Annotated in this window: 11 protein-coding genes and 2 pseudogenes; 11 read left to right on the top strand and 2 right to left on the bottom strand. The window is 69.3% G+C overall.

Annotated elements, in window-relative coordinates; all coding sequences use genetic code 11:
* Nucleotides 1–226 precede the first annotated feature (226 nt).
* On the top strand, nt 227–2,749 hold the full coding sequence (locus SALPAC2_RS0122195) for a GmrSD restriction endonuclease domain-containing protein (RefSeq protein WP_018218819.1): 2,523 nt from the start codon (nt 227–229) through the stop codon (nt 2,747–2,749).
* Between the two features lie 44 nt (nt 2,750–2,793).
* Here the strand turns inward: SALPAC2_RS0122195 and SALPAC2_RS28115 are convergent.
* Nucleotides 2,794–3,121: pseudogene (locus tag SALPAC2_RS28115) on the bottom strand (FAD-dependent monooxygenase); the annotation flags it as partial.
* Nucleotides 3,122–3,988: 867 nt separating this feature from the next.
* Here SALPAC2_RS28115 and SALPAC2_RS0122200 point away from each other — a divergent pair.
* The 6 genes and pseudogenes from SALPAC2_RS0122200 to SALPAC2_RS0122225 form a co-directional block, all read left to right on the top strand.
* Nucleotides 3,989–5,782, top strand: a complete 1,794-nt coding sequence (locus SALPAC2_RS0122200; protein ID WP_018218820.1) for an AMP-dependent synthetase/ligase — start codon at nt 3,989–3,991, stop codon at nt 5,780–5,782.
* 220 nt (nt 5,783–6,002) lie between these two features.
* The gene (locus SALPAC2_RS0122205) at nt 6,003–6,374 is read left to right on the top strand and encodes a PadR family transcriptional regulator (protein WP_018218821.1); all 372 of its coding nucleotides are present in this window, start codon (nt 6,003–6,005) and stop codon (nt 6,372–6,374) included.
* Nucleotides 6,349–7,065, top strand: coding sequence for a hypothetical protein (locus SALPAC2_RS0122210; RefSeq protein ID WP_018218822.1), 717 nt, complete (start codon nt 6,349–6,351; stop codon nt 7,063–7,065). Before SALPAC2_RS0122205 ends, SALPAC2_RS0122210 begins: the two co-directional genes overlap by 26 nt.
* Nucleotides 7,066–7,139: 74 nt before the next feature.
* Nucleotides 7,140–8,636 (top strand): MFS transporter, encoded by a 1,497-nt coding sequence (locus SALPAC2_RS0122215; protein WP_018218823.1) that lies wholly within the window; start codon nt 7,140–7,142, stop codon nt 8,634–8,636.
* A gap of 58 nt (nt 8,637–8,694) precedes the next feature.
* Entirely contained in the window at nt 8,695–10,230 is a 1,536-nt protein-coding gene (locus SALPAC2_RS0122220; protein WP_026185021.1) for an RCC1 domain-containing protein, read from the top strand.
* A gap of 37 nt (nt 10,231–10,267) precedes the next feature.
* A pseudogene (locus tag SALPAC2_RS0122225) lies at nt 10,268–11,098 on the top strand (SDR family oxidoreductase); the annotation flags it as partial.
* Nucleotides 11,099–11,285: 187 nt separating this feature from the next.
* Here the strand turns inward: SALPAC2_RS0122225 and SALPAC2_RS0122230 are convergent.
* The gene (locus tag SALPAC2_RS0122230; protein WP_018218826.1) at nt 11,286–12,125 is read right to left on the bottom strand and encodes a phosphatidylinositol-specific phospholipase C/glycerophosphodiester phosphodiesterase family protein; all 840 of its coding nucleotides are present in this window, start codon (nt 12,123–12,125) and stop codon (nt 11,286–11,288) included.
* Nucleotides 12,126–12,462: 337 nt separating this feature from the next.
* On the opposite strand from SALPAC2_RS0122230, the gene SALPAC2_RS0122235 reads away from it, so the two are divergent.
* The 4 genes from SALPAC2_RS0122235 to SALPAC2_RS0122250 all read left to right on the top strand — a co-directional run bounded on the left by SALPAC2_RS0122235 (nt 12,463) and on the right by SALPAC2_RS0122250 (nt 19,369).
* Complete coding sequence (locus SALPAC2_RS0122235) at nt 12,463–14,166, top strand: RCC1 domain-containing protein (RefSeq protein ID WP_018218827.1); 1,704 nt, start codon at nt 12,463–12,465, stop codon at nt 14,164–14,166.
* Nucleotides 14,167–14,332: 166 nt separating this feature from the next.
* A complete protein-coding gene (locus SALPAC2_RS0122240) occupies nt 14,333–15,595 on the top strand; it encodes an IS256 family transposase (RefSeq protein ID WP_018215093.1) in 1,263 nt (420 codons plus the stop codon).
* Between the two features lie 240 nt (nt 15,596–15,835).
* Nucleotides 15,836–18,937, top strand: a complete 3,102-nt coding sequence (locus SALPAC2_RS0122245) for an FAD-binding and (Fe-S)-binding domain-containing protein (RefSeq protein WP_188115895.1) — start codon at nt 15,836–15,838, stop codon at nt 18,935–18,937.
* Nucleotides 18,938–18,970: 33 nt separating this feature from the next.
* Entirely contained in the window at nt 18,971–19,369 is a 399-nt protein-coding gene (locus tag SALPAC2_RS0122250; protein WP_018218829.1) for a hypothetical protein, read from the top strand.
* The last annotated feature ends 65 nt before the right edge of the window (nt 19,370–19,434 follow it).

Genomic DNA, 19,434 nt, shown 5'->3' on the forward strand with positions numbered 1-19,434 from the left:
AACCGAGCTCGGAAGAGCGTCGACTGCGGGCCCGACCTCGGAGGGGCCCACCGCAACCGCAGACCGTTCGTCAGTGTGGATATTGCAGGTTGCTGCGCCCCGGAGGACCTAAATCGTTGTCGGGTTTTAGACAGCTATCGATTGGGTCTGCGGGTTGCTTCATTGATTGGTGCTCTGGTTGTGTAGCCGGCTCAGAGCGTGTCACCGTGAGTGAGGAGCTGAGCGCATGGTCGCGGCACACGAGACGACGCTGCGGGAGCTGCTGGAGGGCGCGAAGCAGTATCGGGTACCGCTGTACCAGCGGACGTACTCGTGGACGGAACCTCAGCTTGGCCGCCTGTGGGGAGACATCCGCAAGCTGGCCGACGAGCGGGTCGAGGATCCGGACCTGACGCACTTCATCGGCTCGCTGGTGCTCGCGCCCAGCCCGACTAACGGGCCGGCGGGTGTCTCCGAGTTTCTGGTCGTAGACGGCCAGCAGCGGCTTACCACCCTGTCCATCCTGCTCTGCGCCCTTCGGGACCACCGGGCCCAGCACGAGGACCCGGGCCACCGGGACCGGATCGACCAGGAATACCTGATCAACAAATGGAAGCCCACACACCGGTTGAAGGTTGTCCCCACCCAGGCCGATCGACCCGCGTACGAGGCGTGTCTGGACGCCACTCCGCAGGCGGGCGGATCTGACCGCGTCGGTGCGGCGTACCGGTTCTTCGTGGCCCAACTCGCCGCCGTGGACGACCCGGAAGTCCCGTTGGACATCCAGCGTCTCGAGGATGCGGTCATCTCGGGGATGGCACTGGTCTCGGTCGTCGCCCAGGCCGGCGACAACGTCTACCGGATCTTTGAGTCGCTGAACAACACCGGTCTCAAGCTCACCCAGGCCGACCTGCTGCGCAACTACCTCTTCATGCGGCTGCCGAACCGTGGTGAGGAGGTCTACCGCTCGCTGTGGTTCCCGCTTCAGCAGCAGCTGGACTCCGGGGAGCTTGAGCAGTTGTTCTGGCTCGACCTGGTGCATCGAGATCCCGGGGTCAAGCAGACCGACACCTACACCGGCCAGCAGAAGCGGCTGAACGGCCTGCACACCGAGGCGGAGATCGAGGCCGAGGTGCGTCGGTTCTGCCGGCTCGGTGCCCTCCTGCGGATCATCCTGCACCCCGAAGAGGAAGACGATCCGGAGGTACGGCGGCGGCTGGCCCGGCTCAACGCGTGGGACACGACCACCGTGTACCCGCTGCTGTTGCACCTGTTGGACAGCCGCGAGCAGGGGACGGCAACCTCTGAGCAGGTCGCGTCGGCGATGCGGTACGTGGAGAGCTTCTTCGTCCGGCGTCTGCTGATCGGCCGGGCGACCGCGAACATCAACCGGATCCTGCTGCGCGTCGTGACTGATATGCGTACGGACCTGCCGGTTGACGAGGCGCTGCGGGCGTACCTGTCGGTCGGCCGGAAGTACTACGCCACCGATGCCAGCGTTCGGGAGGCGGTGCGGTCCATCCCGTTCTATCTCAACGGCCGCGCCAGCCAGCGCAAGCTCGTGCTTCGGTGGCTGGAGGAGTCGTACGCCAGCAAGGAGCCGGTGGCGCCGGACCTGCTGACCATTGAACACGTCATGCCGCAGAGCCCCACCACAGAGTGGCGACGGACGCTGAGCGAGGATCTGCAGGGCGAGGAGACCTTCGCCGAGGTGCACGAGGCTCTGGTCCACACGCTGGGGAACCTCACCCTCACCGGCTACAACGCCGAGCTGAGCAACAGCTCCTTCCTGGTCAAGCGGGCACAGCTGGGCAAGAGTGGGATCTCGCTCAACGGGGAGATCGCCGCGCAGAAGCGCTGGGGTCGCCCCGAGATCTACGCCCGCGCCGACGCCCTCGCCGAGCGGATCATCGCCCACTGGCCGGGGCCCACCGCGGAGGCGGGCAACCGCTCCGAGGTGCCCTGGGATGTCATGAACAAGGCGCTCGCCGCGCTGCCCGCCGGCTCCTGGACGGCGTACGGCGATGTCGCCGCGCTGATCGGCAGCCATCCCGTGCCGGTCGGGACCCGACTGGCCAACCATCCGGCTCCGAACGCGCACCGGGTGCTTCAGGCGGAAGGCACGGTGTCGCCCAACTTCCGATGGTTAGACCCCGTCCGGACGGACAACCCGTGCGACCTGCTGCACGCCGAGGGTATCGAGTTTGACAAGTACGGGCGGGCCAGCCAGGCGCAGCGCTTCGGTGTCGAGGAGCTGGCCCAGCTCGCCGGTCTGCCACAGCAGGATGTGTCGCGGAAGTTTCTCCGTCCCCGGTCCCGCCGTAGGGACGAGCTCGATGACCGGTTCGTCGAGCAACTGACCGACCTGCAGGATGCGCGGGTTGTGGCCGGAACGCTGGGGGTCATCGAGGGCTGGGTCAAGCTGGGTGGCAGGGCGCTCTACGGCTCGGGCGGCGAGACCTCGTGTTTCCTCATGGCCCGCGGAAAGGACCACGAACTGGGCAACATCTGGCCCGCGGCGATCTACCCGAGTGGGAAGTTCGAGGTCGTGTATCAGTACATGAGCACGAGGACACCCTTCGACGACCTCGCGCTTCGCGAGGCGTTCCGCCAGCGGTTGAACGAGCTGCCGGGGGTCAGGATCGCCGCCGCGAAGCTCGCCCTTCGCCCCGGCTTTCCCCTGGAGGTCCTCGCGGACGCCAAGGCTCGCGAGGCGTTGATCGCGCATCTTGACTGGTTCTATCGGCTCGCGGTGCAACCCGGAGTCTGACCCGCCCGACAGGGTGTCGCTCGATTCGGTTCGGAGGACCGGAACCGGGCACGTACGGCCTGGGGCACCTGCCAGGCGGGGGTCAGTAGCCGCAGCTCCACCGCGCCGGGCAGTGGCGGGCCAACGTGTCGACCCAGCCGGTCGATCTGTGTGGTCAGGGTCGGGTCGGGCTTCGGCGTGGCCAGCAGGAGGGTGTGGCGGTCGGTGGCGAGTTGGTCGTGCAGGCGGTCCCCACCGTGCAGACCGCATATGCGGCCGGTCGCCGCAGCGGTGCCGCGCCGAGGTGGGTGAGCGGACGACCTGTCGTCCGATCCGTTCGGCCTGGTAGCTGTCGAGTAGCGCGGTCGATGCCCAGCCGGCGATCACCGCGGCGCGCCGACCGGGACGTCCACATCGACGCGGACGCCGCGGCGCAGGTTCGACCGCTGGCGTGGCGTCGTGTCGCCGAGAATCCCCCTCCATCCGAGAGGTTCGCCAGCCTCGCCCAAGCCACTGCGGAGCGTACTGCGGTGTGGCCTTGGTCTGAATGCCGCACCTGAGCAAAGGCTCTTAAAGGACGTCGAACTCGCGCTTCCCAGATTCCGTTCATTGTGCTGGCGGTCCTGGCCGCCTGGCGGCGATTTATCCACGACCTGTACGCCACCGGAACGGGCTGCTTCAAGCTTCGGAGTGGTTCCGGGAGGTCGTCGCTCGCAAGCCGAAGGCGCAGAACGCGCACGCCCGATGGGTCGCGGCCATCATCGTGCAGCTCATCGACTGCTCGCTGGTGCCGTCGCCGGCGAGCAGTGCTGCAGTGGTGATGACCTGTGGCCGGTCGAGTGCACCTCGCCGGCGGGGCGTCGCCGACGGCGGGTTTGGCTTGGCGGTGGCGGGCGCTTGATGAGTTGTCCCTGGTGAGGATGGTCTTGCCCTAGCGGGCTCCGGGGTGGGAGTGGGTGGCCGCACCGGAAGGGCCGGCCGAGGTGACCTACCGGTGTGCGGACTGGCCTGGTGGGCGGAGAGTGGCACCGAACAGACCTTCCCGTTAGCCAAGAATTCGGTTAACGTGAATGCGCGGTTGGTGGGGCGCAGCAGATCGTTCCCGCCGGCTGTTTGTGGTCTTCCCAGTAAAGCCGGGCTGTCTGCGTTGAGTCCGGTAACGCGCCACTGTCGGAGCTCTGAAATCTCTCAACAGGCTGGGCGGCCGGTTCCCCTGATAACAGCAGCGGCGACCGCCGCCACTGAATATTGGAGGATCGGGTGCGGGAGTCGACATCGCCGCCGCTATACGTGGTGCCGGAGAAGGGCGGGGTCGCTGACCTCGCCGCGGGCAACGCCGTCGAGGAGCCGGATGCACCGGTGTTCCACCGCAAGGTTGGGGACCGTTGGGAGCCGGTCAGCGCCGCGACATTCTTCACCGAGGTCACCGATCTGGCCCGTGGGTTAATCGCCAAGGGGGTCGAGCACGGGGACCGGGTCGGCCTGCTCTCCAGTAATCGGTACGAGTGGTCGCTCATGGACTTCGCTCTCTGGACGATCGGTGCGGCGCCCGTCCCGATCTACCTGACCTCCTCGCCTGAGCAGATCGAATGGATTCTCGGCGACTCGGGCTCGGTGGCGGTCGTGGTGGAGAACGCGACGCACGAGGAGGTGGTCCAGGGATTGCGGGGGAAGCTACCCGCCCTGCAGCATGTCTGGCAGCTCGACGCCGGTGCCGTGGAGGAACTCCGGGGCGCGGGTGCCGCGGTCGAGCCGGCTGTGGTGGAGGAGCGTCGGAAGGCCGTACACCCGGGGGACACCGCCACAATCATCTACACCTCGGGCACCACCGGGATGCCCAAGGGTTGCACCCTCAGCCACGCCAACCTGCTCGCCGGCTCCGGCAACTCGGTCGCCCTGCTCCGCACCATGTTCGGGCCGGTGGGCGACCTTCCCGCCTCGACTCTGCTCTTCCTGCCCCTTGCCCACGTCTTCGGCCGGATGGTGCAGGTCGGTGCCGCGGTGGCGCGGACGCCGCTGGCGCACTGCTCCGATGTGAAGCAGGTTCCCGTGGAACTGGCCAACTACAAGCCGACCTTCCTGCTCTCGGTCCCGTACGTGTTGGAGAAGGCGTACAACAGCGCCCGACGCAAGGCGTACGAGGGTGGCAAGGGCAAAATCTTCGACCGTGCGGCAGCGACGGCGATCGCCTACTCGGAAGCACAGCAACCCGGTCTGGGGCTGCGCCTCCGTCATGCGCTCTTCGATCGGCTGGTCTACAGCAAGTTCCGTGCCGCGCTGGGCGGAAACCTGCGCTACGTCATCTCCGGGGGCGCGGCGCTGGGGGAGCGCCTCACGCACTTTTACCGGGGCTGCGGCATCACCGTGTTCGAGGGCTATGGGCTCACCGAAACCAGCGCGGCGGTCACGGTCAACTCGCTGGAGTCCTTCCGGCCGGGGACGGTGGGCCGGGTCCTGCCGAGCGTGCAGATGCGCATCGGCGAGGATGGTGAGGTGCAGTGCACCGGCGACCCGGTGTTCGCGGGCTACTGGAACAACGAGGCGGCCAACGCCGAGGCCTTTACCGAGGATGGCTGGTTCCGCACCGGCGACATCGGAGAGTTCGACGACCACGGTCACCTGCGGATCACGGGTCGGAAGAAGGAGATCCTGGTAACCAGCGGGGGCAAGAACGTATCCCCCGTCTTGATCGAGGATCGCATCGCCTCCTCCCCGCTGGTCGCCCAGGCGCTCGTGGTGGGGGATGGGCAGAAGTACATCGCCGCGCTCATCACCATCGACTCGGAGTACCTGGAGCACTGGAAGGCCAGCGCGGGAAAGCCGGCCGAGGCCACCTCCGCCGAGCTGGCCAATGATCCCGACCTCCTGCAGGAGCTGCAGCGCGCCGTGGACGCGGGCAACGCGGCGGTGTCCACGGCCGAGGCGGTACGTCGTTTCCGCGTGCTCCCCAGCGAGTTCACCGTGGAGTCCGGCCACCTGACGCCCTCGCTGAAGATGCGTCGCAAGGTAATCATGACTGACTTCGCCGACGAGGTGGCCGAGCTGTACGACTGACCCACCCCCTGGCCGTACCGGAAGGCCCTGCGCGTGCCACGTCACGTGTCAGGGCCTTCCGGCGTTCGTGCTCCCGGTAGCGAGCCTCGGGCTGCGTCACGATCCACCTCGGCGCCGGGAGTGAGGGGTGGGCAACCGGCGTCCGGTGACCCATTAGTAGACACCGCATAGTACCGGCTGTATTATGTGGTGCATGATAGCGGCAGATCGATCGGATGATGTGGCCGAGCGGCAGGCCCAGCTACTGCGTGGCTGCCTGGACATGTGCCTGCTCGCGCTGCTTGCGGCCGAGCCGGCCCACGGCTACGAACTCGTCCGCCGGCTGGACACCGCCGGATTCGGAACGGTCAGCTACGGCACCGTCTACCCATTGATCACTCGCCTGCACCGCTTGGGTCTTGTCGCCAACGCGCTGCAGCCCAGTTCCAGTGGGCCACCCCGCAAGGTCTATCGCCTCACCGACACCGGCCGCGATCGGCTGCAGGTCTGGCGCGAGCAGTGGGCTCACTTCGCCGACGTGGTGAACACGACCCTCGCCATCCGTTCACCGGAACCAGGAGATGACCATGAGCACGTTGACCCCAGCCGTTGACGGCCTCCTCGCCACCGCCGACCGAGAGTGGCGCACTCTCGGGATCAACCGTCGCGACCGGGTGACGCTCGCGGCCGACCTGCGGGGCGAGCTCGAGGCGGCCGCCGCCGACGGGTTCGATCCGGCGGAGTTACTCGGCTCTGACCCGGCCGGATTCGCCCACCGGATCGCCGAGGAAGCCGGCGTGGAGCGGACCCCGCCCCGGTACGGCCAGATCCTCGGCGCGGCGACTGTGGGCGGGGTGGTCTCCTTCGTCCTGGGCTGGGCCCTTGTTCTCGGCCTGCACGATGTGTTCACGACGGCATTCGATCTGTCGCCCGAGGCGCGCGAACGCATGCCAGTCTGGCTCGGTCCCGCCGCTTTGTATGGCCTCGTCGTAGCGGCCGCGGTGGCCGGGGCTATCCTCGCCGTGCGGGTTGCCCAGCGCGACGTGCCCCGGGTCCAACACACCGCGGCGCGGATGGCCCTACTCCTGCCGCCGGCGCTCGTGGTGTCCAGCGCAGCCGCGTCTGCGGTCGGCTGGGTGCTCGGCTATTCGTTCAACCCGCTCGTGATCGGGGTCGAGGTGGCGATCGTCCTGGCGGGCTTTCTCGCCGCAACGACGCTGGCTCGATACTGGACCGTGACTGCCCCGGGTAACCCAGCCACCGAACTCGCTCCCGCTCTGCGGGAGCCGAGCGCGGCGGGGTAGCCGGCGGGCCACGGGGCGGTACGAGCGGGCGGGGCGGCGGGCGGCGGGACAGCGCCGGCAGAATTGTTGGTGTGATGGCTGATCCGCGACCGCCGGCCCGGTACGGCTACCGCAGCCTCGGGGCCGAATCCGGCTTCCGGGTCCGGTTGGCGGGCGCCGCCGCCAGCAAGCTGCAAGCCGGCATGTTCTCCTTCGCGCTGCTCTACGCGGTTTCCGCCGGTCGCTCCTATGGTGTCGCCGCGCTGGTGGTCGCGGTCGCCGCGCTCGGCGGTATCGCGGCGCCCTTCCGTGGGCGGCTGCTCGACCGGTTCGGCGACAAGCGGGTCCTGTGGCCCATCCTGGCCGTGCATGTGGTCTCCGTGGCGGCATTGTTGGTCAACGAGGGTCTACATGGGCCGGTGCTGGCCACCTTTGGGCCGGCGCTCGTGGCGAACGTGTCGATGCCTCCGGTCGGGGTGCTGTCGCGGGTCATGTGGCGCCGGATGTCGCAGCCGGAGAATCTGCGGAGCGCGTTGGCGCTCGACGCGGTGCTCACGGACCTCGCCTTCGTCCTCGGACCCGCCCTGGTAGGTCTGCTGACCGAAACCGTGTCGCCGATGGTCGGGTTGGTGGTTTCCAGCGGCTCGAGTGCGCTGGCGACGGTCCTGCTCCTGCGGGCGCTGGCCGGCCGGGAACCAGCCCGGAGCGTCAACCGCGATCAGGTCGGGGGCCTCCGTCGGCAGCCGTTGGGGGGCACCGTTCGGGAGCCGGCCGCGGGCACCCTTCGGGAGTCGGCCGCGGGCACCCTTCGGGAGTCGGCCGCGGGGGGCGCCGGCCAGGAGCCGGAACGGGGCGCCGGCGGCGCGCGGCACTGGGTTGGGCCGCTTGTGCTGGCGCCCCTACGCTGGCTGCTGCTCGTCGCCTGTCTCTTCTCCGCAGCGTTGCACGCCGTGCAGATCGCACTCCCCGAGGTGGCTGGTCGGTCGGCTGGCGCGGCTCTGATCAGCACCCTGTCGGTGGGCAGCATCCTCGGTGGCCTGGCTGTTGGGGCGCTGCGTGGGCGGTGGGTACCGCGGCTGCCCGTCCTGCTTCTGGGGCTTGCCCTCGCGTGTGTGGCCCTGGTGGTGGTCGGTCGGCTGCCGCTGGGGCTGTTGGTGGCCGGGTGCCTCCTGGTCGGTCTCTTCATCGGGCCCACCTTCGTTTCCCTGTACAGCGGTGCGGGTGATCTGGCGCCGTCGGGTACCGAGGCGGAGACGCAGTCCTGGACTGGGGCCGCCATCCAGCTCGGCGCCGCCATTGGCGCTGCGGCCGCCGCCGCCGCTTTCGAGCGGTGGGCGCCGCTGGCCGCGGTCGGGGTGGCTGCTGTGCTGGCGTTGTCGGGGGCCGGGGCGGGCCTTCGGGTGACCCGCTCGCCGCGGCACCGCAGTCGGGCGGAGGGCACAAGCGGGAGTGCACCTACCTCAGAGCTGGGTGAGGCCGACCCCCGTCCGCTGGCCGAGGTGGGCAGGCTTTCCGCGGTGACCAACAACCTTGACGTACCACCGGGCGTTGATCCTGGCGGTAGAGGTGTTTCTGCCCGTATTGAGGGATAGCGAACTATTAGTAGCAGTTGTCCTTCTTGCGGTACTTCATTGCGCGGAGGCGTACGCGATGCAGGGGTTCTGTCAGCGGCTGGGTCGGGGTGCCGGAGGGCGCCGAGCGGGACGCACTGTCGTCGGATGGTTCGCCCTCGTGCTGGCGGTGACGGGAACGTCGGCGATCGGGGTGTCACCCGCGTCGGCGCGGCACCAGCCGGGATCGACCACCGCGTCGGCGTTCCTGCTGGCCTGGGGGAACAACGACGATGGGCAGCTTGGCAACGGGAGTACCACCGGAAGCAACGAGCCGATCGCGGTGAGCCTGCCGCTGGGCGTCACGGTCACCGCTGTCGCCGCCGGTCGGCATCACAGCCTGGCGCTGACCTCGGCCGGCACCGTCCTCGCCTGGGGCGACAACGGCTTCGGCCAGCTCGGGGACGGGACCACGACCCGGCGTACCACTCCCGTCGAGGCGAGCCTGCCGTCCGGTACCACGGTCACCGCTGTCGCCGCCGCCGAAAGCCACAGCCTCGCGGTGACCTCCGCGGGCGCCGCGTTCGGCTGGGGGCTGAACAACCTTGGTCAGCTGGGCGACGGGAGCACCGACGATCGGAGCACGCCGGCCAGTGTCGCCCTGCCCCCCGGCGCCGAGGTCACCGCGATCGCGGCCGGCAACCGCCACAGCCTGGCGGTCATCTCCACCGGCACCGCCCTGGCCTGGGGGTACAACGCTTTCGGCCAGCTCGGGGACGGGACGACCACCCACCGGAGTGCGCCGGTCGGCGTCGCGCTGCCCCCCGGTGCCGACGTTGCCGCCGTGGTGGCCGGCCGCGGCCACAGCGCCGCCCTGACCTCGGCCGGCACCGTCTTCGCCTGGGGGGACAACAGTGCCGGGCAGCTCGGAAACGGGGGTAACAGCAGCAGCAGCGAACCCCTCGACGTCAGCCTGCCCACGGGCACGACGTTCACTACCATAGCCTCCCGCGACAGCGACCACACGGTGGTGATAGCCACCGACGGCACCGCGCTTGCCTGGGGGAGCAATGTCTTTGGCCAGCTTGGTGATGGCACCGTCAACGACTCCAACACCCCGGTGGCCGTCACCCTGCCCGCCGGTATCAGCCTGACCGCCACCGCCGTCGGCGACAACCACAGCCTGGCCCTGCCGGCTCAGCAGGTGGGCTCCGCTACGACCTTGCAGGTCTCGCCGCCGGACCCGACCGCGGATCAGGACGTCACACTGACCGCCACGGTCACCTGCGACCTCGGGGACCCGGCCGGCAGTGTCACCTTCCGCAACAACAACACCGACCTCGCCACCGTGCCCCTGGACACCACCAACACCGCCACCCACACCACCCGGCTCCCGGTCGGCGCCAACACCCTCACCGCCGACTACACCAGCACCACCACCGTCTGCCCGAACAGTCAGTCCGCGGCCACCACCATCACCATCGCCGACCCGGGCGATCCCACCGACCCCACCGACCCTGATCTGCCGATCACCGGGGCCAGCCTGCCCGGCCTGCTCGGCACCGCCACCCTGCTCATCCTCGCCGGTGTCAGCTTCATCTACCTCACCCGCCGACACCGGTCGGCCCACCACTGAGGTGGCCAGGTAACGGCATCGGGCACCATTACGGCCCATGGACCTTCTCGTAGTGGGTGGTAGTGGGCTGCTGGGCCGAGAAATCGTTCGCCAGGCGCGGCGGACCGGACGTCAGGTGGCGGCGACCTTCCACCGTCAGGTGGCGGCGGTAGCGGGGGTGCGCTGGTGCAAGCTCGACATCCGACGCCGCGACGAGGTCGCCGCCCTGGTGCACCAGCTCCGACCCGATGCGATCATCAACGCGGCGTACCAGCAGGACGACTGGGTCACCACCGCCGACGGCGGCATGCACGTGGCTGCCGCAGCCGCCGCCAATGGGGCTCGCCTGGTGCAGGTCTCCAGTGACGCTGTCTTCTCCGGCACGGCGGAACGTTACGACGAGACGGACAGCCCCGACCCGATCAGCGCGTACGGTGCGGCCAAGGCGGCGGTCGAGACGGCGACCAGGGGCCTGGCTCCGAGTGCCGTCATCGCTCGCACCTCGTTGATCGTTGGAGCCGGTGGTAGCTCTCGCCAGGAGCGGTTGGTGCACACCCTCGCCGCCGATCCCACCCGTGGTGTTCTCTTCACCGACGAACGGCGCTGCCCGATCTACGTCACGGACTTGGCCGCGGCGCTGCTGGAACTGGCCAATTCCGATTACGCCGGAATCCACCACGTCGCTGGCGCCGACGCGGTCAGCCGCTACGAACTCGGCCTGCTCATCGCCCGCCGTGACGGTCTCGACGAGACGGTCCTGCCCGCCGGCCGCCGGGCCGACACCACCGTTCCTGGTCCGATCCGGGTCCGCCTCGACTGCACCGAAACCCAGTCAAAATTGACCACCCAGCTTCGCGGTGCCCGTACGTTCCTTGCCCCTACCGGCCTAACTTATTAGGCCGCCTTCGAGGATCGGCTCGCCCTGGTCAACGACTGATCACCTCAACAACCAAGATCAGCCGTTGACCAGGTCCGAGATCTTCCGTGTTGACGCGTAGGGACGTGGGCAGGTAGGTGCGCGCCCGTCACGGAGCCGCCCTTACTGGTCGGAACTTCGCGTCAGCGTGGTGCGGTCGTCACCGGGTCGGCTCACGTAGGAAGTTCTCCAAGCCAGCCAGGTCGTCGGTATTGATGTGGTCCACCCCGGCCGCGCGCAGCTCGTGCCAGACGGCCTCTCGTTGCGCTCCGGGCTCGTCAGGGGTGGCCCAAAAGCGCACCCGCTGCCCGTTCTGGTGCGCGACGTCGATGATGTCGCGCAGCTGGGTTTGTTGCTCGGTCGGCATCGGACCGACTCCCTGCCAGGTGAAAAGACTGTTCCAGTTGTCGCTGATCAGCGGCATGAACGCCGAAGTGGCACCGGTGTCGAGATCGGACATCCGGCCGTCGTAGAAGGCATACCGAACTGACTGGTCTTCCATCAGGTCCCGGGGCCGGTCCCCGCTGATCACGACCGTCACCGCGCTGGTGTGGACCTGGCCGAAGTCGTACCGGGTGAGCATCTCTCGGTACGACTGCAGGACCTGGTCGAGTTCGGTGTACGTCTTCGTACCGCTGTTCTTGATGTCGACCAGCAATTGCAGCGGCTGCGGGCTACCCGGATACACCTGGCCGTTGTTGCTGGCCACCCGGGCCGCGAGCGGGTCCAGGTAAAGACTCTGCAAGGTCCGGCCCGGTCGCAGGTCCCAGAAATCGTGACCGACCAGCAGTTCGTCGCCGACCAGGTAGATGTCGGCCTCGACGCTGGTGAAACCGTGATCAAGAGCGTCCAGCAGTGGCCGCTCATGCTCATAGTCGTTGTGCGCGTGCGCCTGTGCTAGTGGGCAGCTACTGCCAGCCCCCCAGGCGGGTGCTGCTGCACCCAGCAGCATCGTCGCCACCAGGCCCAGGCCCAGGGCCACCGACAACCGGCGAAGCATGAATCAACCTCCGAAGGTTTGTAATGCTCAAACGACGCAGATGCTAGGCGCTGCCGGCGGCCGGTTGCCCAACCCACTGTTAACTCCAGCCGTACTTTGGTCCGACAATCCGCATGCCGCCCCTCGGTGTCATCCCTGGGGTCCTCAGCTGCTGGCGGGGTGGTCCAGGTTCGGCGGGCGAGCTGGTTTCGGCCATGGAACACCGCTGGGCTGGGATTTCGATCAGCGGATCGACCAGGGTCATGTAGTGGGCGTTTCTGCGCATCGATCCGGTAAAGGCCGCTAATAATGACTTCTGTCCTATTAGTGGAGGACTGTCCGCTCGGAGGTGGGTGCGATGCAGGGATTCTGCCAGCGGCGTGGCCGGGGCGGCGGAGTGCAGCCGGTGCGACGTGCGGGCGCCGGTTGGTTCTCCCTCGCGCTGGTGGTGGCGTTCTCGCCGGTGATCGGCGGAACGTCCGCGTCGGCGCACCACCAACCCGGATCGGCGCAACACCAACTCATCTCGACCTCCGCCAGCTCCGACGCGATCTTCGCCTGGGGTGGGAACGCCGGGGGGCAGCTGGGCGACGGGACCACGGACAACAGCAGTGAGCCGCTCGCGGTGCGCCTGCCCGCGGATACCGCGGTCGCCGCCGTCGCCGCCGGTGAACGCCACAGTCTGGCCTTGACCTCCGCTGGCACCATCCTCGCCTGGGGCAGCAACGACGACGGCCAGCTTGGTAACGGGACCACCGTCAGCAGCAGCGAGCCCGTCCCGGTGCGCCTGCCCGCGGGTATCCGGGTCGTCGCCGTCGCCGTCGGTGCCAACCACAGTGTGGCGTTGACCTCCACCGGCTCGCTGCTCGCCTGGGGTGCCAACAACTCCGGCCAGCTCGGCAACGGCACGGTTACCAGCAGCAGCGCCCCCGTCACGGTGCGCCTGCCGGCGGGTACCGTGGTCGCCGCGGTCTCCGCGGGCCGGGACCACAACCTGGTCCTGACCGCGACCGGGCCGGCGGCCCTGCTCGCCTGGGGGGCGAACAGCGAAGGCCAGCTGGGCGACGGAACCAGGTCCGCACGCAGCGTCCCGGTCGCCGTTGCGCTGCCGGCCGGCCCCACGGTCACCGCCATCGCCGGCGGAGGCGACCACAGCCTGGCGTTGACCGTCGACGGCACCGCCCTGGCCTGGGGCAGCAATTCCCGTGGTCAACTCGGCGACGGCACCACCACGGGCCGCCTCGTACCCGTCACCGTCGCCCTGTCCGTCGGCACCGAGGCCACCGCCGTCGCCGCCGGTCGTACGCACAGTGCGGTGTTGACCTCCGAGGGAACCGCCCTCGCCTGGGGTGGCAACCAGCGGGGGCAGTTGGGGAACGGCGCCACCTCCGACAGCAGCGAACCGGTCTCGGTCATTCTTCCGATCGGCATGCGGCTCACCGCCATCGCCAGCGGCGACAGCGACCACAACGTGGCGATAGCCGGTGACGGCAGCGCCCTGGCCTGGGGCCTCAACTCGCAGGGGCACCTGGGGGACGGGACCACCACCGACAGCGCCACCCCGGTGGCGGTCAGTCTGCCCACCGGCACCACGCTGGAGATGATCGCCGTCGGCAACGACCACAATCTGGCCCTGCCCACCCTCCAGGCGGCCTCGGCCACGGTCTTGCAGGTCTCGCCGCCGGACCCGACCGCGGATCAGGACGTCACGCTGACCGCCATGGTCACCTGCGACGCCGGAGACCCGGCCGGCAGTGTCACCTTCCGCAGCGACAACACCGACCTCGCCACCGTGCCGCTGGACAGCACCAACACCGCCACCCACACCACCCGGCTCCCGATCGGCGCCAACACCCTCACCGCCGACTACACCAGCACCACCAGCGCCTGCCCCAACAGTCAGTCCGCGGCCATCACCATCACCATCGCCGAGCTTTCCGAACTGCCCACTACCGGTCCCAACCTGCCCACCGCGTTCGGTGTGGCAGCCCTGCTCATCCTCAGCGGCGCCGCCCTCATCCACCTCGCCCGCACGCGTCGGCCCACCGGCCACCGGTACTAGAACACCCTGGCCTTTCGCTGCTGGTCCTGCCGGGACCAGCAGCGGAACCCCAACTCCCGGTTGACCTTGAGTCCCCGTGGGCTCCCGGGACTGCGTAGATTTCCGTGTTTGACCTGGGTGTGGTCCGTTGGACAGGACGTTGATCCTGTCCAGGAAGGACCACGTCATGGCAGACAAGAAGAGCGTTGTTCAGCTTCCGCAGCCGTCGGCGGCGGAGGTGGAGTTCGCGCAGCAGCTGGTTGAGCGGGCCAAGGCCGATGGAGTGTCGTTGGTCGGTCCGGGTGGGCTCCTCGCGGGGATCACCCGCACCGTCCTTGAATCAGCGCTCGACGCCGAACTGGATGCCCACCTCGACGAGGTCGGCGTCGACGAGGCGTCGGGCCGGCGGGCCAACGTGCGTAACGGGCATGGGGCGAAGACGGTGCGGACCGAGGTCGGGCCGGTACGGATCCAGGTCCCTCGGGACCGGGCGGGGTCGTTCGCCCCGCGGATCGTCCCGAAGCACGTCCGCAGGTTGGACGGGTTCAACGAGGCGATCCTGTCGCTGTATGCCAAAGGCCTGACGACCGGGGAGATCTCCGCGCATCTGGCGGATGTGTATGACGCCGACGTGTCCCGGGAGTTGATCAGCCGGGTCACCGACAGCGTGCTGGAGGAGATGGAAGCGTGGCGGCAACGGCCCCTGGACCGGGTCTATCCGGTGGTGTTCATCGACGCCCTCGTGATGAAGATTCGCCAGGGGCAGGTCGCGAACCGGCCCGTCTACGTCGTGGTCGGAATCAGCCTCGACGGGGAACGCGACGTTCTGGGTATGTGGGCCGGCACCGGCGGTGAGGGCGCCAAGCAGTGGGCCGGCTACCTCACCGAGCTACGTAACCGGGGTGTCGCCGACGTGTTCATGGTCTGCTCCGACGGCCTCAAGGGCATGACCGACGCCATTGAGCAGGTCTGGCCGCAGGCGGTGCACCAGCAATGCGTCGTGCACCTCGTACGGGCGTCACTGCGGTACACGAATCGAAAGGACTGGCAGAAGATCACCCCGGCGTTGCGGGAGATCTACACCGCCCCGACCGTCGCGGCCGCTGAGGCCCGGTTCGAGGCGTTCGCCGTCGAGTTCGGCGACCGCTACCCGGCCGTGATCCGGCTCTGGCGCACCTCCTGGCCGCAGTTCGTGCCGTTCTTGGACTACGACCACGAGGTCCGCAAGGTCCTCTACACCACCAACATCATCGAGAGCCTGAACGCCCGGTTCCGGCAGGCCGCCCGCCGGCGGGGGCACTTCCCGACCGAGCAGGCCGCGATGAAGGTGCTCTATCTCGTCGTCCAGCAGAAACGTAAGGGCGGCGGCAGTATCACCGGCCGGGTCTACGGTTGGGCCAAGGCCCTCAACGCCCTGATCCTCGCCTACGGCGACCGGATCACCATCTAACAACCTCGATCACACCCAACGGCCAAACACGGAAAACGCCACACTCCCGGGCTCCCCCCCCCCGGCTGATCGGAGAACGCCGGGAGGGGTTTATCGGCGCGCGGCGCGGGTACCCGGCCCGAGATTTACGTCAAGTCGGTAGGACAGGGACTAGTGGTATGAATCGGGCGGGAGCGTGGTGTGGGGGGTAGGGGAGCGGCGAGTTCACGTGCGGCGGGAGCGGCGGCCGTGAGTGAGGTCATGCTGCCCCAACCGGTCGTGCGCGCACCCGGACCGGCGCTGGAGGTCGACCTGGCCGCCCTCGCCGCCGACCTCCGGGCGGAGGTGGACGGTGAGGTCCGGTTCGATGCCGGTTCCCGGGCCGCCTACTCCACCGACTCCTCCAACTACCGGCAGGTGCCGCTCGGGGTGGTCCTGCCCCGGACGATCGAGGCGGGGGTGGCGGCGGTCGCGGTGTGCCGTCGGCACCGGGCGCCGCTGGTCTCCCGAGGCGGTGGCACCAGCCTGGCCGGACAGTGCACCAACACCGCGGTCGTGCTGGACTGGTCGAAGTACTGCAACCTCCTGCTGGAAGTCGATCCGCAGGCGCGGACCTGCCTGGTGGAGCCCGGCATCGTGCTGGACTCACTCAACGCCCAACTCGCGCCGACCGGGCTGGAGTACGGCCCCCGCCCGTCCACCCACAGCCGCTGCACGCTGGGCGGCATGCTCGGCAACAACTCCTGCGGCGCAACCGCCCAGCGGACCGGCAAGGTGGTCGACAACGTCGTCGAGCTGGAGGTACTGCTCTACGACGGCACCCGGATCTGGGTGGGGGAGACCAGCGACGAGCAGTACGCCGAGATCCAGCTCCGTGGTGGCCGACCGGCCGAGATCTACCGGCAGCTGCGGGCGCTGCGCGAGGAGTACCTCGCCGACATCCGTACCCGCTACCCACACATTCCGCGCCGGGTCTCCGGGTACAACCTCGACAGCCTCCTGCCGGAGAAGGGCTTCCACGTCGCGCAGACCCTGGTCGGCTCCGAGGGCACGCTGGTCACCATTCTGCGGGCGCGGTTGCGGTTGGTGCCCGTGGTGAAGGCGTCCGCCCTGGTCTTTGTCAACTATCCGGACATCGCCGCAGCGGGTGACGACGTCATGCGGGTGCTGGCGCACAAACCGGTCACCCTGGAGGGGATCGACCATCGGCTGGTCGACGACGAGCGGCGCAGACGCGAACGGCCCGCGGGGCTTCGGGAAATCCCCGAGGGCGGCGCCTGGTTGATGATCCAGATGGGCGGGGAGACGCCAGGACAGGCCCGTGCCGCCGCCAGCCGACTGATCGCCGCCGTCCGTGGTGGCGGTGCGGGAACCGTGCACGAATTCAACGACCCGGCCCACGAGCGGCAGATGTGGCAGGTTCGGGAGTCGTCCTTGGGAGCGACCGCACAGGTACGGGGCTCCGAGCGCACCTGGCCGGGCTGGGAGGATTCGGCCGTCGCCCCGGAGAAGCTCGGCGACTACCTGCGGGACCTGCGACAGCTCCTCGAGGAGTACGGCCTGGACCAGGCGTCACTGTACGGCCACTTCGGGCAGGGGTGTGTGCACACCCGCATTCCGTTCGAGTTGAACACCCCCGACGGGGTGCGGCGGTTCCGATCGTTCCTGGAGCGGGCGGCTGACCTGGTCACCTCCTACGGAGGATCCTGCTCCGGTGAGCACGGGGACGGCCAGGCCCGGGGCGAGCTGCTGCCGAAGATGTACGGTGGCCGGCTGATGCGGGCGTTCGGCCAGCTCAAGGCGATTTTTGACCCGGACGACCGGATGAATCCGGGCAAGACCGTGTCGCCCTACCCGCTCGACAGCCACCTGCGGTTGGGCGTCGACTATGACCACGGCCCGGTGCGGACCACCTTCGCCTACCCCAACGACGAGGGTAGTTTCGCCAACGCCGTGCTTCGCTGCGTCGGGGTGGGCCAGTGCCGCCGGCACGACGGTGCGGTGATGTGCCCCTCCTACATGGTCACGCGGGAGGAGGAGCACTCCACGCGGGGTCGCTCCCGGCTGCTCTTCGAGATGCTCGACGGCGGCGCCCGGGGCGGCAGCATCGAGGACGGGTGGCGCTCCACCGCCGTCCGCGACGCCCTCGACCTCTGCCTGGCCTGCAAGGGCTGCAAGGCGGACTGTCCGGTGAACGTGGACATGGCGACCTACAAGGCGGAGTTCCTGTCCCACCACTACGCCGGGCGCCTCCGTCCCCGCGCGCACTATTCGATGGGGTGGCTGCCGGTGCTGGCGGCGGTGGCCGGAACCGTGCCGGGGGTGGTGAACGCCCTCACCCACGCGCCCGGTCTGGGCCGGCTGGCGAAGGCGGCGGGCGGCATCGACCAGCGGCGCGACATCCCGACCTTCGCCGCGGAGAGTTTCCAGCGGTGGTTCGCGCACCGGACCCCGACCGGGGACGGCCACCGCGGCGAGGTGCTGCTCTGGCCGGACACCTTCACCAACCGGCTCCATCCCGGGGTGGCCCAGGCCGCCGTGGAGGTGCTGGAGTCCGCCGGATGGCGGGTCCGGGTGCCGGAGGGGCCGGTGTGCTGCGGGTTGACCTGGCTCTCCACCGGTCAACTCGGCGTCGCCAAGCGGGTACTGCGGCGTACGGTCGCTGCCCTCCGGCCCCACCTGCGGGCGGGTACCCGGGTGGTTGGTCTGGAACCGAGCTGTACGGCCGTCTTCCGTAGCGACGCCTACGAGCTCTTCCCGGACGACGAGGATGTCATCCGGCTCCGCCAGCAGACGGTCACCCTGGCCGAACTTCTGCAGGAGCACAGCCCCGGCTGGCAGCCGCCGCGGCTGCCGGCGCACGCGCTGATCCAGACCCACTGCCACCAGCACGCCGTCCTGGGTACCGCCGCCGACCAGGCGGTGCTCACCGCCGCTGGGGTGCGAGCCGACTTTCTCGATTCGGGCTGCTGCGGCCTCGCCGGCAACTTCGGCTTCGAGCAAGGGCACTACGAGGTCTCCGAGGCCTGCGCCGAACGGGTGCTCCTGCCGGCCGTTCGGGACGCCAGCGACACCGATGTGATTCTCGCCGACGGGTTCAGCTGCCGCACCCAGGTCGAACAGAGCGCGTCCGGCGGTCGCACGGCGATTCACCTGGCCGAGCTACTGCGTGCCGGGTTGCACGGTGAGTCGGTGCTGCCCCGGCCGGAACAGCGCTGGGGGCGCCGGCCGCAGTCGCCGTCCCGGCGGGCGCGGCTGGCCGCGGTCGGGCTGGTCGGCCTGGCCGTACTCGCGCCGGTGGTCGCCCTGGTCGAGTCGAAGGCACGGTGGTGGGGAAGGTCACGGCCACGGCGACTCTGGTGAGGCGGGTTCGGCATCGGATGGAGGGCGGAAGCGATGATGGCGAAACAGGCGCCTGCCCGGATCGCGGGCCGGGGGGAGCTGACCCCGACGGCGGCGGGGGAGCTGACCCGGTTGGTGTGGGGCGGGCTGCTCCTGGCCGCGCCCGACCGGGTGCTGCGGGTGATGGGCGGCCAACCGGGTTCGACCCCGTCGGCGATCCTGCGGGTGCTCGGAGTCCGGCACCTGGTGCAGGCCGCGGTGCTGCTCCGGTGGCCGACGCCGGAGGCGTTCCGGCTCGGCGCGGTCGCCGACGGGCTGCACGCGCTGACCGCGGTGGCGCTCATCGCTGACCGGCGATGGCGTCGGGTCGCGTTGACTGACGCCGCCATCGCCACCGGGTGGACCATCCACGACGGTGCCGCCGCGAGCCGGGCGGGCGCCGGCCGACGGTGACGCGGACGGGGTCACGCGGTTTCCACCCGCGACGACCGGGGCCGGGTTTGGGTCACCGTACGGCT

This window comes from Salinispora vitiensis (assembly GCF_000378825.1).
Taxonomy (GTDB): Bacteria; Actinomycetota; Actinomycetes; order Mycobacteriales; family Micromonosporaceae; genus Micromonospora; species Micromonospora vitiensis.